Source organism: Dietzia aurantiaca (assembly GCF_021033825.1).
Taxonomy (GTDB): Bacteria; Actinomycetota; Actinomycetes; order Mycobacteriales; family Mycobacteriaceae; genus Dietzia; species Dietzia aurantiaca.
The window spans coordinates 90,055-104,980 of sequence record NZ_JAIFXZ010000013.1; the positions used below are offsets into that span (position 1 = coordinate 90,055).

The 14,926-nt window shown below is 70.6% G+C and carries 11 protein-coding genes and 2 tRNA genes; 7 read left to right on the forward strand and 6 right to left on the reverse strand.

Annotated elements, in window-relative coordinates:
- The first annotated feature begins 82 nt into the window (after positions 1-82).
- Positions 83-565, forward strand: coding sequence for a ribose-5-phosphate isomerase (locus K3888_RS13640; RefSeq protein WP_230930823.1), 483 nt, complete (start codon positions 83-85; stop codon positions 563-565).
- Positions 566-599: 34 nt separating this feature from the next.
- Complete coding sequence (locus K3888_RS13645) at positions 600-1,451, forward strand: Fpg/Nei family DNA glycosylase (protein ID WP_230930824.1); 852 nt, start codon at positions 600-602, stop codon at positions 1,449-1,451.
- A gap of 44 nt (positions 1,452-1,495) precedes the next feature.
- Here the strand turns inward: K3888_RS13645 and K3888_RS13650 are convergent.
- Positions 1,496-1,569: transfer RNA gene (locus K3888_RS13650), tRNA-Gly, on the reverse strand.
- A gap of 200 nt (positions 1,570-1,769) precedes the next feature.
- On the opposite strand from K3888_RS13650, the gene K3888_RS13655 reads away from it, so the two are divergent.
- The 5 genes from K3888_RS13655 to clpX all read left to right on the forward strand — a co-directional run bounded on the left by K3888_RS13655 (position 1,770) and on the right by clpX (position 6,306).
- Positions 1,770-1,846: transfer RNA gene (locus K3888_RS13655), tRNA-Pro, on the forward strand.
- Positions 1,847-1,895: 49 nt separating this feature from the next.
- Positions 1,896-3,284: a trigger factor gene (gene tig, locus K3888_RS13660; RefSeq protein WP_230930825.1), complete on the forward strand. Its 1,389-nt coding sequence runs from the start codon at positions 1,896-1,898 to the stop codon at positions 3,282-3,284.
- A 261-nt stretch (positions 3,285-3,545) separates the two neighbouring features.
- Positions 3,546-4,187 (forward strand): ATP-dependent Clp protease proteolytic subunit, encoded by a 642-nt coding sequence (locus K3888_RS13665; protein WP_230930826.1) that lies wholly within the window; start codon positions 3,546-3,548, stop codon positions 4,185-4,187.
- A 68-nt stretch (positions 4,188-4,255) separates the two neighbouring features.
- A complete protein-coding gene (locus K3888_RS13670) occupies positions 4,256-4,891 on the forward strand; it encodes an ATP-dependent Clp protease proteolytic subunit (RefSeq protein ID WP_230930827.1) in 636 nt (211 codons plus the stop codon).
- 146 nt (positions 4,892-5,037) lie between these two features.
- Positions 5,038-6,306: an ATP-dependent Clp protease ATP-binding subunit ClpX gene (gene clpX / locus K3888_RS13675; RefSeq protein WP_230930828.1), complete on the forward strand. Its 1,269-nt coding sequence runs from the start codon at positions 5,038-5,040 to the stop codon at positions 6,304-6,306.
- Between the two features lie 130 nt (positions 6,307-6,436).
- Here clpX and K3888_RS13680 read toward each other — a convergent pair whose 3' ends face one another.
- From K3888_RS13680 to benC, 5 genes are all read right to left on the reverse strand, one after another.
- Positions 6,437-7,714 (reverse strand): benzoate/H(+) symporter BenE family transporter, encoded by a 1,278-nt coding sequence (locus tag K3888_RS13680; protein ID WP_230930829.1) that lies wholly within the window; start codon positions 7,712-7,714, stop codon positions 6,437-6,439.
- Entirely contained in the window at positions 7,711-10,563 is a 2,853-nt protein-coding gene (locus K3888_RS13685) for a helix-turn-helix transcriptional regulator (protein ID WP_230930830.1), read from the reverse strand. Before K3888_RS13685 ends, K3888_RS13680 begins: the two co-directional genes overlap by 4 nt.
- Positions 10,564-10,567: 4 nt before the next feature.
- Entirely contained in the window at positions 10,568-12,028 is a 1,461-nt protein-coding gene (locus K3888_RS13690) for an MFS transporter (RefSeq protein WP_230930854.1), read from the reverse strand.
- 72 nt (positions 12,029-12,100) lie between these two features.
- Positions 12,101-12,934: a 1,6-dihydroxycyclohexa-2,4-diene-1-carboxylate dehydrogenase gene (locus K3888_RS13695; RefSeq protein WP_230930831.1), complete on the reverse strand. Its 834-nt coding sequence runs from the start codon at positions 12,932-12,934 to the stop codon at positions 12,101-12,103.
- A complete protein-coding gene (gene benC / locus K3888_RS13700) occupies positions 12,931-14,916 on the reverse strand; it encodes a benzoate 1,2-dioxygenase electron transfer component BenC (protein WP_230930832.1) in 1,986 nt (661 codons plus the stop codon). The genes K3888_RS13695 and benC overlap by 4 nt, the downstream gene beginning before the upstream one ends.
- Between the last annotated feature and the right edge of the window lie 10 nt (positions 14,917-14,926).

Here is a 14,926-nt window from a genome sequence, read left to right on the forward strand (position 1 = left end):
TATCGGCCTCCGCCCCTGAGCGCACCGGGCGTCGCCTCCACCGCGCGTTCCCGGCGCGGCAGCACGTGGCAGAATCTCCCGCATGCGCATCTACCTGGGAGCGGACCACGCCGGCTTCGAGACCAAGAACGCCATCGCCGAGCATCTGAAGGCCTCCGGGCACGAGGTGATCGACTGTGGCGCCCACATCTACGACGCCGAGGATGACTACCCGGCCTTCTGCATCGACGCCGCCGCCAAGGTCGTCGCCGACCCCGGCAGCCTCGGCATCGTGCTGGGCGGCTCCGGCAACGGCGAGCAGATCGCCGCGAACAAGGTGCCCGGCGCCCGCTGCGCTCTGGCCTGGAGCGTCGAGACCGCTCGACTGGCCCGCGAGCACAACAACGCGCAGCTGATCGGACTCGGCGGCCGCATGCACTCCCGCGAGGAGGCGCTCGCGATCGTCGATGCGTTCCTCGACCAGGGGTGGTCCGGGGTCGAGCGCCACCAGCGCCGCATCGATATCCTCGCCGAGTACGAGCGCACCGGGGTCGCTCCCGAGGTCCCGTCCGCGCCTGGAGCCTGAGGCCCGGAGACCGAGAACCGGAACCCGATACGCCGTGCCAGAGGGTCATACCCTCCACCGACTGGCCCGCCTGCACACCCGGTACTTCGCAGGCGGGCCCGTCCGTGTGTCCAGCCCACAGGGGCGGTTCGTCGACCATGTCGTCGTCGACGGACGGTACTTCGACCACGCCACGGCGACGGGCAAGCACCTCTTCCACCACTACGAGGGGGGCCTGGCGGTACACGTCCACCTGGGCCTCTACGGCTTCTTCGACACCCACCTCGTCGAGGACGGCGCCGAACCGCCCGCGCCTGTCGGACAGGTGCGGATGCGCGTCGGTCGGTCGGGGGAGGCAGCCAGGGGCGGGCCCGCCCACGTCGTGGACCTGCGGGGCCCCACGAGGTGTGAGGTGGTCGACGACGACGGCGTCGCCGACGTCCGCGACCGGCTGGGCCCCGACCCGCTCGACCCCGACGCCGACCCGGAGCGGGCGTGGGCGCGGATCCGCCGCAGCTCTCGCCCGATCGGCGCGCTGCTGATGGACCAGAAGGTGCTCGCGGGCGTGGGCAACGTCTACCGCGCCGAGGTGTTGTTCCGGGCGGGACTCGATCCATTCACACCGGGGAACCGGGTGCGCGAGGACGATTTCCGTGCGATCTGGAACGACCTGGTTGCGCTGATGGCCGTCGGTGTCGACACCGGGGCGATCCACACGATCCGGCCGGCGCACGACCACGGTGACCTCCCGCGGCGCGGCGCCGACAGGCCACGGAACTACGTCTACCAACGCGACGGCTGGGAGTGCCGGGTCTGCGGGACGGAGATCGCGCTGCAGACGATGGAGGCCCGCACGCTGTTCTGGTGCCCCACCTGTCAGGCGGGGCGGGGGAGCGCGTCCAGATGACGGATGCCCCGCGCGGTCGGCGATCGACCGGGCGGGGCATCGTGTGGAGCGGGTGACGGGAATCGAACCCGCGTATTCTGCTTGGAAGGCAGAGGCTTTACCATTAAGCTACACCCGCATCGGCGGCGTGACCTGGTGTTTCATCCCCGGTCCCGCGCGTGCTCCGCCAACACTACCGGACGGTCGCGAAGCCCCCAACTTCCGGGCCGCGAACTCGGAATCGGCGCCACGTCGGGCCTGTCGTACACTGGGAGAGTTGGTTTAACGGCCCGGCAGGTTTCCCGCGCGCGACGTGGGGTGGCCGGCCGCGCGACTCACCGGGATGTGGCGCAGCTTGGTAGCGCATCCGCTTTGGGAGCGGAGGGTCGCAGGTTCGAATCCTGTCATCCCGACCAGCGGAGAACGACGTACGAATCCCCAAAGACTTTCTAGGAGAACATCACCGTGAAGAGCACTGTCGAGCAGCTGAACCCGACCCGGGTCAAGGTCACCGTCGAGGTGCCGTTCGCGGAGCTCGAGCCGGACTTCGACAAGGCGTACAAGGCGCTCGCCGGTCAGGTCAACATCCCCGGTTTCCGTAAGGGCAAGGCCCCGGCCAAGCTCCTGGAGTCGCGGATCGGCCGCCCGGCCGTCCTCGAGCAGGTCATCAACGACATGATCCCCGCCCGCTACTCGGCGGCCATCGAGGAGCACGACCTCAAGGTCCTGGCACAGCCGGAGATCGAGGTCACCAAGCTCGAGGACAACGACGTCGTGGAGTTCACGGCCGATGTCGACGTCCGCCCGGAGATCACCCTGCCGAAGTACGAGGAGCTCGAGGTCACCGTCGAGGCACCCGCGGCCGACGACAGCGCGGTCGACACCGAGCTGGACAACCTGCGCGCCCGGTTCGGCACCCTCAAGGGTGTCGAGCGTGGCGCCGCGGAGGGTGATTTCCTGTCGGTCGACCTGGCCGCCACCGTCGACGGCGAGGCCGTCGAGGAGGCCTCCACCGAGGGGCTGTCCTATGAGCTCGGTTCCGGCACGCTCGTCGAGGGACTCGACGACGCGGCGAAGGGCCTCAAGGCCGGCGAGTCCAAGGAGTTCCCCTCCTCGCTCGTCGCCGGTGAGTTCGCCGGCAAGGAGGCACTCATCACCGTCACCGTGCAGTCTGTCAAGGAGCGCGAGCTGCCCGAGGCCGACGACGAGTTCGCCCAGATGGCGAGCGAGTTCGACACCCTCGAGGAGCTGCGCGCCGACCTGGTGGAGAAGGTCGCCCAGCAGGCCAAGGCCGGTCTGGCCGGCGAGATCCGCGACAAGGTGCTCGACGCCCTGATCGAGGCCACCGAGGTCCCGACCCCCGACGCCGTCGTCGACGCCGAGGCCCACGCCCAGATGCACCAGCTCGTCGACCAGTTCGGTGGCGACACCGCGATCCTCGACCAGGCTCTGGCCGCCGAGGGCACCGACCGCGAGACCTTCGAGTCCGAGACCCGCGAGGGTGCCGCCCGCGCGATCCGCAGCCAGCTCCTGCTGGACGCGGTGGCCGAGGAGGCCTCGACCGAGGTTTCGCAGGAGGAGCTCACCCAGCACATCCTGTTCCAGGCGCAGCGCTACGGCATGGACCCGAACCAGTTCGTCCAGCAGATCCAGCAGGCCGGCCAGCTCGGCTCGCTGTTCGCCGACGTGCGTCGTTCCAAGGCCCTGGCCGACGTGATCGAGAAGGTCACGGTCAAGGACACCGAGGGCAACGCCGTCGACACCAGCGAGTTCTTCGGCACCGGCGAGGACGCCGAGGGCGAGTCGGCCGAGGCTGCCGCCGAGGCCACCGACGAGCAGGCCTCCGAGGACTGACATCCGCCGGACGGGCCCGAGTGATCGGGGCCCGTCCCGTGCCGACGGCCGGCCACCGTGAGACGGTGGCCGGCCGTCGGCTATTTGGTCGGGTCCGCGGGGGAGGGTGGCCGGTTCGGGTCGACGCTGAGAGCGAACACCCGCCCCGGCGGGACGGTTCCGTCGGTGTAGTTGGTTAGTGTTTGACGTAACGGTTTCCCGGCCACCGGTCGGCCGGGCGCCGCGGTAGCGGCGAAGACGATGAGCGAAGGTAGGTTCCCCGTGGCACAGAACGGTTCAGCGGCTACGCCCAGTTCGACGCAGCCCGCCCTCAACTCCCCGGGTTCGCACGGGCTCACCCTCGGCGACTCGGTGTACGAGCGCCTCCTGCAGGAGCGGATCATCTTCCTCGGCTCCCAGGTGGATGACGACATCGCCAACCGGCTGTGCGCGCAGATCCTCCTGCTGGCCGCCGAGGATCCCACCCGCGACATCGCGATGTACATCAACTCGCCGGGTGGCTCGGTCACGGCCGGCATGGCGATCTACGACACGATGCAGTTCGTCGAGTGCGACGTCGCCACGTACGGCATGGGCCTCGCCGCCTCGATGGGCCAGTTCCTGCTCGCCGCCGGCGCCAAGGGCAAGCGCTACGCGCTGCCGCACGCCAAGATCATGATGCACCAGCCCTCCGCCGGTGTCGGTGGCTCCGCGGCCGACATCGCGATCCAGGCCGAGCAGTTCGCCGCCACCAAGCGGGAGATGGCCGAGCTCATCGCTCAGCACACGGGCCAGACCTTCGAGCAGGTCACCGAGGACTCCGATCGCGACCGTTGGTTCACAGCGCGGGAGGCCAAGGAGTACGGCTTCGTCGACCACGTCATCGCGCGTGCGTCGCAGTCCGGCGGAACCTCCCCGTCGTGATCGATCCCGCTCCCCGCGGGTCCGTTCCCGCCGACCGCCCATTCCAGACCACGACCACGGAGTCCCAGATGACCTCAATGCCGTCCTCACTGCCGACCTCCCGGTACATCCTTCCGTCCTTCGTCGAGCACTCCAGCTACGGCGTCAAGGAGTCCAACCCGTACAACAAGCTCTTCGAGGAGCGCATCATCTTCCTGGGCACCCAGGTCGACGACGCCTCGGCGAACGACATCATGGCCCAGCTGCTGGTCCTGGAGGGCCAGGACCCGGACCGTGACATCACGATGTACATCAACTCGCCGGGTGGCTCGTTCACCTCGTTGATGGCGATCTACGACACGATGCAGTACGTCCGCCCGGACGTCGTGACGGTCTGCCTGGGCCAGGCGGCCTCCGCCGCCGCCGTCCTGCTCGCCGCCGGCACGCCGGGCAAGCGCGCCGCCCTGCCGAACGCGCGCATCCTGATCCACCAGCCCGCCACCGGCGGCATGCAGGGCCAGGTCTCGGACCTAGAGATCCAGGCCGCCGAGATCGAGCGCATGCGTCGTCTCATGGAGACCACGCTGGCCCGCCACACCGGGCGTGATGCCGATCAGGTCCGCAAGGACACCGATCGCGACAAGATCCTCACCGCCGAGGAGGCCAAGGAGTACGGGATCATCGACACCGTCTTCGACTACCGCAAGCTGTCGGCGACCAACTGAGGCGGTGGCGGCGCGCCGCTACGGGTAGCGGCGCGCCGTCGGGTGCAATGAACTGACCGCGCAGGGGTCGGCTTTTCGATCTGCTGCGCGTACCGTCGACTTGGGGGTGTGCATCGGCGCCCCTGGATTGCGAGGACGTAGAACTCATGGCACGTGTGGGTGAGAGCGGCGACCTGTTGAAGTGCTCCTTCTGTGGGAAGAGTCAGAAGCAGGTCAAGAAGCTGATCGCCGGTCCCGGGGTCTACATCTGCGACGAGTGCATCGAGCTGTGCAACGAGATCATCGAATCCGAGGTCGAGGACGCGCAGGAGTCCGGCCTGGAGGAGCTGCCCAAGCCGGCGGAGATCCACTCGTTCCTCGACGAGTACGTGGTGGGACAGGACGCCGCCAAGCGGAACCTGGCCGTGGCCGTCTACAACCACTACAAGCGCATCCGCGTGGGGGCGACCCTCGGCCGCGGGGACAGCGTCGAGTTGGCCAAGTCCAACATCCTGATGCTGGGCCCCACGGGTTGTGGCAAGACGTACCTCGCGCAGACGCTGGCCAAGATGCTCAACGTTCCGTTCGCGATCGCCGACGCCACCGCGCTGACGGAGGCCGGCTACGTGGGCGAGGATGTCGAGAATATTCTCCTCAAGCTCATCCAGGCCGCGGACTACGACACCAAGCGCGCCGAGATGGGCATCATCTACATCGACGAGGTCGACAAGATCGCCCGCAAGGCCGAGAACCCGTCGATCACCCGTGATGTGTCCGGTGAGGGCGTCCAGCAGGCGCTGCTGAAGATCCTCGAGGGCACGCAGGCCTCGGTGCCGCCGCAGGGTGGTCGTAAGCACCCGCACCAGGAGTTCATCCAGATCGACACATCCAACGTGTTGTTCATCGTGGCCGGTGCGTTCCAGGGGCTGGAGAAGATCGTCGGCGACCGTGTGGGCCGCAAGGGCCTGGGTTTCGGCGCCGAGGTCGCGAGTAAGAACGAGCTCGACACCACGGCCAACTTCTCCGAGGTCATGCCGGAGGACCTGGTCAAGTTCGGGCTCATCCCCGAGTTCATCGGCCGGTTGCCGGTGGTCGCCACCGTCACCAGCCTGGACCGCGAGGCGCTCGTCAACATCCTTGCCGAGCCCAAGAACGCGCTGGTCAAGCAGTACGCCCGGCTTTTCGAGATGGACGGCGTGGAGCTCGAGTTCACCCAGGACGCGCTCGAGGCCGTGGCCGATCAGGCGATCCTGCGCGGCACCGGTGCCCGCGGCCTGCGCGCGATCATGGAGGAGGTCCTCCTCCCCGTGATGTACGACATCCCCGGTCGTGACGATGTGGCCCGCGTCGTGGTCAGCGGCGAGACGGTCCGGGACAACGTCCTGCCCACGATCGTGCCGGTCTCCGACGAGGAGCCGCGCGAGCGGTCTGCGTAGGCTTCCGCGCGTCACGCACCTCAGACCCCGGGCCGTCCCGCATCGCGGGGCGGCCCGGGTCATTTCCGGGTTGTCTCCCGGGGAGCGCAGGCGGCCGACATTTCCGAACGGCCCGTCCCGCGACGGGCCGTCAGGACATCGAACGGCGTTCGAGCAGCGCGGTCACGAGCATTCCCAGGACGATGCCCCAGAACGGCGCCGAGATGCCCATCAGTGAGACGTCGGCGACGGTCACCAGGAAGCAGACCAGGGGGCCGAGCGCGCGGTCGGTCCGGAACGCGGTGACGAACGCGCCCTGGAGCGGGGCGAGCATCGCCAGCCCGCCGAGGGCCGCGATGAACGCGGCGGGGGTGCCCAGGATCAGCCCGACGAACGCCGGCGAGAGGATGCCCACGACCAGCGCCAGCGCGCCGTTCGCGATCGCGGCCGCGTAGTGGCGCTCGCGCTCGCCGGAGGACACGAGCAACGCGTTGGTCGGGCCGGTCAGACATGTGGAGACGGCGCCGATGGAGGCGACCAGCAGCGACCACACGCCGGAGGCGGTGGCACACGCGGACACCGGCGGGTGATGGCCGCGGGCGCGCAGGACCGCGATGCCCTGGCCGTTCTGCACAACCAGCACGGTGATGGCGAGCGGGACCACCAGTTCGGTGATCGCGCGGAGGGTGAACTCGGGTGTCTGGAACACGGGGGCGGCCACGAGGCCTCCGTCGAGTACCCCGCGGGACAGGCCGCCGGTCAGAACCACGGCGATGATCCCGGCGACCATCGCCGCGAGGATCGGGGGGAAGACCCGGGCGAGCCGCGGTACGGCGCCGACGAAGACGAAGGCCATCGCCATCGGGAGGGCCACGGCCAGGGAGGTCCACACGGCGTCGACCAGTCCGAGCCCGAACTGGAGGAAGACACCGGCGACCATCGCCATGATGATCGGAATGGGGATCCAGTCCATGAGCCGTCGGGCGAGCCCTGACAGGCCGACGGCCACGATCAGCAGTCCCGTCACGACGTACGCGCCGAGGACCTCGGACCAGCCGAGGTGTCCGAGGGAGTTCCCGACGATCACGGTGCCGGGAATGGTCCAGAAGAACGCGAGCGGGGTGCGGTAGACCCAGCTCATGAGGATCGTGAGTAATCCGTTGGCGAAGAACACGCCGAAGATCCACGACGACAGCTGCGCGGGGGAGAGTCCGCCCTGGGCGCCCGCGGTGAGGATGACCGCCACGGGCCCGGTCGCGGAGAAGATGAGCGCGATGAGGGCGTTGGCGAACTCGCGGGGCCCGAGATCGGTGAGGACCTGACGGGGCGAGGGCCGGCGGGGCCGGCCGGGCCGGGCGACCGGGTCGTTCTCCCCGCCGGGTGCACCGGTGGGACTTCCGGGCGCGCGGAGGTCGGGGCTGTTACTCATTGGTCTCCCGGGGGGTCGGGTCTGAAGGGCTCAGCGTTGCGCGAGACGTAGACCGCGAGTTCGGTCCGGCCGCTGATGCCGAGCTTCGAGTAGATGCGCGTCAGGTGGTACTGCACGGTCTTGACGGAAAGGAACAGTTCCTCGGCGGCCTGGGCGTTGGTTCGGCCGTCCGCCACGAGCGTCGCCACGGCCCGCTCCTGAGGGGTCAGCGTGCTGTTGCCGCCGGTGCGGGTGACGTCCACGCCACCGGCGCGGCGTTCGCGGTCGCACCGCTCCACGTAGGCGCGGGCGCCGAGCTGCTCGTAGATGTCGCGGGCGGTGCCCAGTGCCAGGTGCGCCTCACGACGTCGTCCCGCCCGGCGCAGGGTCTGCCCGTAGCCGAAGTGCATGCGCGCCGAGTAGTACGGCATCGCCAGGCCGTCGAGGTGCTCGAGGCTGCGCCGGAAGATCCGGTTGCACTCGTCGACGTCCCCGCGCACCGCGGCGATGCGGGCGCGGACGGCGCCGAGGCGGGCGAGGGTGGAGCGGTGCCCCTGGGCCTCGGCCCGGGATTCCGAAGGGCCGATGAGCCCCTCGGCCTCGTCCAGCCTGCCGCCCAGCACGAGGGCGTGGGCGTACAGGTCGTGCCAGGGCCAGAACCCGGGCTGATCGATGTCCATCGCATGGGACAGTGAGACGATCGGCTCGGCGGCCAGCCGGACGGACGTGTAGTCGCCGCTCGCGGCGGCCACCTGCATGCGGGCCATCGCCGACGGGATGATCTGCATGGGGTAGGCGTCGCTGCTGGTGGTGAGGCTGCGCAGGTGAGCGGCGGCCCCGAGGTGGTCGCCGCGCATCGAGCGGACGACGGCCCCGGACCAGTGGATGACCGGGGCGAGCAGATCCAGTTCCAGGTCGTCTACCCGTCGGGCGGCGGTGTCGACCACCCGCAGGGCGTCGTCCCATTCCCCGCGGATCGTGAGCGTCCGGGCGAGCCATGCCTGGGCAAACAGGGAGATGCGGGCCGACCCGGAGACGTCGGCGGTCGGGACGGCCGAGCCGAGGTGCCGGCGGGCGGTCTCGAGATCGTCGCGGGCAAGGGCGATCCAACCTGTCGCCATCTCGAAGCGCTGGGCCACGGCGGGGGCGAGCCCGGCCAGCCGGTCGTCGATCGCGGGGCCGGTGTAGGTCCCGCCGTCGATCGCACTGCCCAGCAGTTCGACGGCGCGGGCCTCCTCGATCTCGGGGCGGTCCCGGGCGGGGCTGGAGATGACCACCGCCGCCCAGTGCCGGATCCGGTCGGGACGCCATTCGCACAGTGAGTGGACGACGTACTTCTGCGCGAGTGCGAGCGCGACGGACGGCTCTGCCGGTGCGTGCTGGTCCGTGTCAGCACCCGCGGTGAGGGCGCGGCCCAGCTGGGCCTCTGCCTCACGTGCGTGGCCGAGATGCAGGGCGAGCGACCCCAGGACGGCGTCGCGCCGGGCGTCCTTGCGTACCCGCTCGAGGGCGTGGGACAGGGCGCGGGCCTCGCTGATCCGCCCGGAGTTGATGAGCGCGTCGATACCGTCGATGTGCAACTCGCGTGCGGCATCGGCATCCGGATTGAGCGCCGCAGCGGTGAGGAAGGCCCGACCGGCGTCGCTCCAGTGGCCGGCGCGGGCGTGTTCGAGCGCGCGGATGCGCAGCCTCTCGGACAGGTCCGGGTCCGGCCCGGTCGACGCCGACGCCCGGTGGTCCAGCGCCGCGTCTGTGTCGTGGAGCTGTTCGGCCACGCCGGCTGCCAGAGTGTGTAGTTCCAGCAGGAGGCTCGGCGCGAGGCTGCGCAGCACCGACGTGCGCAGGAGGGGCGATCGGAAGAGGATCCCGGCGGCACCGGGGGACAGATCCATCCGCATCAGGCCGGCCTCGTGGGCGGCGTCGAGCGCGGCCGAGACCACGGTCTCGTCAGGGGCGTTCCCCGCCCGTGCGGTGATGAGGGCGGCCAGGGTGGTGAGCGTGACCGGGGGCGCGAGCACCGCGGCGGCCTCCAGTACAGCTCGCTGGTCGGGGTCCATGTCGGCGAGCAGCGCGACGGTCTCCCGCTCGACGGAGGCGGGTAGGGGAGGCACGGAGAACGGGGAGCCCCACCACGAGTCGGGGGCCTCGTCGACCACCGTCGCCACCGCGCCCGCCTCGCCACCGGTGAACTCGAGCAGTTGACGGGCCGCGGCGGCGGAGGGCTCCCGGCCTGTCCGGGTGGCCACCAGTTCGCGGATCTCGGACTGATCGAGTGGGCCCAGCCGCACCGTCTCCCGGGCTAGCTGTGCGCACAGCGTCGCAGACGGGCCGCGGGCGGGGCTTCCGAGGGTGAGGACGAGCAGCACCGGGGTCGGGCCGGCCGCCTCCAGTGCCGAGGTGAGCACCCGTAGGGAGTCGGGGTCGCAGTACTCGGCATCGTCGATCACGATGACCGTGCCGGCACCGGCAGTGGTGAGAGCGCGCGCCAGGGCGTCGACCAGGACGGCGAACCCGTCAGGCGCGCCACCGGGTGCGTCACCGGGCGCGACAGACTCCGGCTGCTCGGTGGCAGGGGGATCGGAGCCGGGCTCGGGCCGACGCGGCAGATCGGCCTCCGGCCGTGGCAGCCGGTCCAGGACGCGGGCCGCCACCACCCATCGCGCGTCCTTCTCCCACGGCAGAGCCCGGACCAGCACAGAGGTGATGCCGGTCAGCTGGACGAGCACCGAGTCGACGAGATGACTCTTGCCGCCGCCGTCGGTGGCGGACACCACGACGATCGAGGAGGTCGAGCGCGCCACCGCGCCGTGGATCGCCCGGAGACGGTCCACGGCGCGGTGGCGGCTGTGACGCGGGAGGGAGGTGGTCATTCCGTCAGCCTAGGGTCGACTCCGACCGCGAGTCCGGTGTCGCGACAGAGTCGACCGAGGCGGTCCCGGGCTCGAAGACCAGCGGCGCCTCGGGCTCGGCGGGGGCCGCCGGCTCCTCCGTGGCCGGCGAGCGCGGGACGGCCAGGGTCAGGCCGGCGCCGACCAGCGCGATACCGCCGAACACCAGGAAGGAGGTCTCCGCCCGGAGACCACCGGCGACGAGCAGCCCGCCGATGACCGGCCCCAGGATGCCGCCGAGGCGACCGAAGCCGGCACACCAGGCCACCCCTGCGGCGCGGGCACCCGTCTCGTAGTAATTGGAGACGAAGCCGTACAGCAACACCTGGGTGCCGATCGTGCCCATCCCGGCCGCCGCGACGAGCAGCACCATGAGCGCGAACGGCGGGGAGATGGTGATCGCGACCAATGCCAGTGTGGCCAGGACGAACGAACAGGCCACGATCACGCGCGGGCCGTGACGGTCAGCGAGCCACGAGGCGGCCAGTCCGCCGATGATCGCACCGCCGTTGAGGACCAGCAGGAAGCCGAGCGAGCTCGTGGCGTTGATACCGTAGGTCTCCATGATCGTGGGTAGCCACGTGTTGAGTCCGTAGGTCAGCAGCAGGCCGGCGAAGCTCATGAACCCCAGCAGAAGCGTGCCGAACCGGTAGTCGGGGGACAGCAGGGCGGCGAAGCCGGTACGTGAACGGGCCCGGGTGGGAGCGTTGTCGTCGTCGCTCCCGGGTGCGGTCGGCTCCACGGCGCCCGGTGCCTCGACCAGGGCCATCGCCCGCGGCAGACCGTAGGCGTCGCACACGGTGCGGGCGCGCTCGACACGGCCACGGGAGGCCAACCACCGCGGCGACTCCGGCAGCGCGAACCACGCGTAGGGCAGCACCGCAACCAACGGAAGCGCGCCGATGAGGAACAGCCCGCGCCACCCGATGTGGTCGCGCAGGATCATCGCCAGCGCCGAGGCGACCACACCACCGGCGGGGATGCCGCTGTAGACCACGGCGTTGAACAGGTTCCGTCGCCCGGCGGGCGCGAACTCGGCGATCACCGCGCCGGCGGTCGCCACGATCGCACCGATCCCGATACCGGTGAGCAGGCGCAGGATGCCGAACGTCGTGATATCCCGCGCGAGGGCGGTGGCGGCCATACCGACCGAGAACCAGGCGACCGCACCGAGCATGATCCTGCGTCGGCCGATCCGGTCACCGATCGCACCGGCGCTGAGTGCGCCGATCATCACGCCGACCAGCGCGTACGAGCCGAGAGCGCCGGCCTGGGCCGCACCGAGCGCGCCGATCTGCGAAGGGTCGTTCATCAGGGTCGGCAGCACGGCACCGTAGACGACGAGGTCGTAACCGTCGAACAGGATGGACAGCGCCACGACGGTGAGCACGCCGTACACGGTGCGCCGATGCGCGGGGGACTCCCACACTGTCTGGGCAGGGGCGATGGACACGGAAGAGCTCCGTTCGGTGGGGTACGGGGAGGGCGGGGCGACGGCCCGGGTCGGGGTGAGGAGTTGTCAGCCCTGGTCGCCACCGGCGACGGGCAGGACTGATCCGGTGATGTACGAGGCCTCGTCCGAGGCGAGGAAGCAGATGGGCGCGGCCTGCTCGTGCAGCGTTCCGTAGCGGCCCAGCGCGGTGGACTCGACGGTCTGGTCGACGATCTGCGAATACCAGGCCTTCTCCTGCTCGGTGCGGGCGTCACCGCCGCGGGAGACCCGACGCTCGGGCGCGAGCGTGCCGCCGGGGGCGGTGGCCACCACCCGGACTCCGTGGGGCGCGGCCTCGAGCGCGAGTGCCGAGGTCAGCCCATTGACACCCCCCTTGGACGCCGCGTACGGCACGCGATTGACACCGCGTGTGGCCACGGATGAGACGTTGACGATCGTGCCGACACCACGGTCGACCATGGCCGGCAGTACGGCGCGACACATCCACAGTGTCGGAAACAGCGAGCGCCGCACCTCCGCCTCGATCTGGTCGGCGGAGTACTCGTGGTACGGGCGCGCCCAGATCGTCCCGCCCACGTTGTTGATGAGCACGTCGATCCGGCCGTGCGCCGTCAGCGCGGCGTCGGCTGCAGCCCGCGCGCCCTCGAAGGTCTCGAGGTCGGCCTCCACAGGTGTAACACGGATCGATTCCGGCGAGACGGTGGTCAGCTCGTCCGCGACGGAGGCGATGAGGTCGGCGCGGTCCACCACGGTGACGGCGCCGCCCTCGCGGACGACCCGGTCTGCGACCGCGCGGCCGATGCCCTGCACGGCGCCGGTGATGAGGACCGACCGGCCGGCGAATCGGCCCGGGGAGAGGACCGGGGGCACGGCATCGTGCTCGCCGACGGGCGCGCTCACGACGCCGCCCCCAGCCCCTGACGGTCCATGGCGGTCCGCATGGTGGCCTTGGCGTGCGCGCTGTGCCGCCGGATCAGGTAACGGGCCGCGTCACGGTCGCCCGTCTCGAACGCGTCGACGATCTCGAGATGCTCGGGGACGATGTCCTGCGACACCCAGCGCGCGTCAGGCAGGACGCTGTTCATCACCTGCGTCACCTCCAACAGTCGGTAGGCCTGCAGCAGCGAGTCGTTGCCGGTGCAGCGGAACAGGAACTCGTGGAACTGGGAGTTGGCGGCGGTGAACTTCTCCGGGTCGAGGAAGCGGTCGCCGTCGATGTACTGGTTGGCGGATTCGGCCAGCATCCGGAACTCGGACAGCCGCGCCCGGTCGAGGCGCCCCATGGTCAACTCGACCACACCGAGCTCGAGCGCCATGCGGGCGTCGAACTGGGCGTCCGAGTGGCTGATCGCGGGGTGGATCTCGCCGCTGACGACGCCGGGCCCGGACGTGATGGTCTCCGAGCGTGGGGCCGCCTGTGTCGCCGCGGTGGGGAGGATGACCGGCGGCGGGGTGTACCCGTCGGGACGCGCGGCGATGGGCGCACGGGGCTCGGCGACAGCACCCGCGGCGGGGAACAGGCCGGGAGCGGGCGGGGTGTGGCCGTCGGGTCGCGCGGCGATCCCGGCGAGCGTGTCGGGCGTGTGGGCGGCGGCCGGGTGGGTTCCCGGGGCGGGCGGGGTGTAACCGCGCGGGCGGGCTTCGATCGAGGGGATCGGGTCACCGGGCAGCCGCGAGACGAGCCTGGCCCCGGCGGACGGGAGGGGCGTGACAGGTGCGGCGGCCGGGGCGGGAGCCGCCGGCGCCGCGGGGGAGGACCCGCCGACCGGGGTGTCGACGACGAGAACGGCGTCCACCTCGGCTTCGTCCGCGGGGACGACGCCGGTCTCGGAAGCGGCGACCTTCGCCGGAGCGGCCTGCTCACCGGCCGGCGCGCTGGCCGGGGTGAACTTCTCGTAGTAGAAGTGCGTGACCTCCAGGCCCTCGGCGTCCAGGTGGCCGCGTACCGCCTCGACCATCGGGGGAGGACCACAGAGGTAGATGTCGGCGGTGCCGCCGTGGAGGTGATCGGGAGTGATCAGGCCCGTCACATAGCCGGAGTTGGGGTGCACGGTCTCCGGGTCGGCCACGACGAGGTCCCACGTCATGCCCGGGATGCGGGTCGTGTACTCGTCCAGCAGATCCGTGTACACCACGTCGGTGTCGAAGGAGGTGCCGTAGACGAGGTGGATCGGGCGGCCGGTGGTGCCGGCCGTCGCGAGGGTCTCCAGGATCGACAGGACCGGCGCGAGGCCGGTGCCGCCCGCGAGAAGCAGCAGGGGTCGGGCCGACTCGCGGAGGAAGAACGAGCCCATCGGCCCGGTCAGCTCCAGCCGGTCGCCGACCGCGCACCGCTGCGCGAGGTACTCCGACATCGCGCCGCCCTCGGCGTACTTGATGAGGAACGACAGCCGGGCCGCATCGGCGCCGGTGGAGAACGAGTAGGAACGCGTCTGGTCGGTGCCGGGGACCGAGATGTTCACGTACTGGCCCGGCAGGAACGCCAGGGCCGCGCGGTCATCGAGCTCCACGGTCAGGGCGAACGCACCCTCGGCCAGCCGATCCACGGCCGTGACCGTGGCGGGGTGCGCGGCGGCCGTCGTCTTGGCCACGTCCGAGGTGGTGGGGATCTGCACCACCAGGTCGGAGGTCGGGACCATCTGACACGGCAGGCAGTAGCCTGCCGCGGCCTCGTCCTCGGTGAGGGCGTCGTCGATGTAGTCGCCGCCGTCGAACTCGCCGGACTCGCAGAGGGACTTGCAGGTGCCGCAGGCTCCGTCACGGCAATCGAGCGGGATGTTGATCCGCGCCTTGTACGAGGCGTCGGCGACGGTCTCCGTCGGGCCGCAGTTGACGAAACGCGTCACTCCGTCCTCGAAGCTCAGGGCCACCTTAAAGCTCATGGTTTCACTC